General features: G+C 54.1%; 1 rRNA gene. It reads left to right on the plus strand.

Annotated features, from left to right (window positions below):
- A 23S ribosomal RNA gene (locus IM304_RS22150) occupies window positions 1-1,565 on the plus strand; the annotation flags it as partial.

Raw genomic sequence — 1,565 nt, forward strand, 5'->3', positions numbered from 1 at the left:
TGCTGGAGGTATCAGAAGTGCGAATGCTGACATAAGTAACGATAAAGCGGGTGAAAAGCCCGCTCGCCGGAAGACCAAGGGTTCCTGTCCAACGTTAATCGGGGCAGGGTGAGTCGACCCCTAAGGCGAGGCCGAAAGGCGTAGTCGATGGGAAACAGGTTAATATTCCTGTACTTGGTGTTACTGCGAAGGGGGGACGGAGAAGGCTATGTTAGCCGGGCGACGGTTGTCCCGGTTTAAGCATGTAGGCGGAGGTTCCAGGTAAATCCGGTACCTTTTAACGCTGAGGTGTGATGACGAGGCACTACGGTGCTGAAGTAACAAATGCCCTGCTTCCAGGAAAAGCCTCTAAGCATCAGGTAACATCAAATCGTACCCCAAACCGACACAGGTGGTCAGGTAGAGAATACCAAGGCGCTTGAGAGAACTCGGGTGAAGGAACTAGGCAAAATGGTGCCGTAACTTCGGGAGAAGGCACGCTGATATGTAGGTGAAGCCCCTGCGGGTGGAGCTGAAATCAGTCGAAGATACCAGCTGGCTGCAACTGTTTATTAAAAACACAGCACTGTGCAAACACGAAAGTGGACGTATACGGTGTGACGCCTGCCCGGTGCCGGAAGGTTAATTGATGGGGTTAGCGGCAACGCGAAGCTCTTGATCGAAGCCCCGGTAAACGGCGGCCGTAACTATAACGGTCCTAAGGTAGCGAAATTCCTTGTCGGGTAAGTTCCGACCTGCACGAATGGCGTAATGATGGCCAGGCTGTCTCCACCCGAGACTCAGTGAAATTGAACTCGCTGTGAAGATGCAGTGTACCCGCGGCAAGACGGAAAGACCCCGTGAACCTTTACTATAGCTTGACACTGAACACTGGTCCTTGATGTGTAGGATAGGTGGGAGGCTTTGAAGCGTGGACGCCAGTCTGCGTGGAGCCGCCCTTGAAATACCACCCTTTAATGGCTGGTGTTCTAACGTAGACCCGTAATCCGGGTTGCGGACAGTGTCTGGTGGGTAGTTTGACTGGGGCGGTCTCCTCCCAAAGAGTAACGGAGGAGCACGAAGGTTGGCTAATCCTGGTCGGACATCAGGAGGTTAGTGCAATGGCATAAGCCAGCTTGACTGCGAGCGTGACGGCGCGAGCAGGTGCGAAAGCAGGTCATAGTGATCCGGTGGTTCTGAATGGAAGGGCCATCGCTCAACGGATAAAAGGTACTCCGGGGATAACAGGCTGATACCGCCCAAGAGTTCATATCGACGGCGGTGTTTGGCACCTCGATGTCGGCTCATCACATCCTGGGGCTGAAGTAGGTCCCAAGGGTATGGCTGTTCGCCATTTAAAGTGGTACGCGAGCTGGGTTTAGAACGTCGTGAGACAGTTCGGTCCCTATCTGCCGTGGGCGCTGGAGAATTGAGGGGGGCTGCTCCTAGTACGAGAGGACCGGAGTGGACGCATCACTGGTGTTCGGGTTGTCATGCCAATGGCACTGCCCGGTAGCTAAATGCGGAAGAGATAAGTGCTGAAAGCATCTAAGCACGAAACTTGCCCCGAGATGAGTTCTCCCTGA

This window comes from Enterobacter cloacae complex sp. P40C2 (genome assembly GCF_014930695.1).
GTDB lineage: Bacteria > Pseudomonadota > Gammaproteobacteria > Enterobacterales > Enterobacteriaceae > Enterobacter > Enterobacter pasteurii.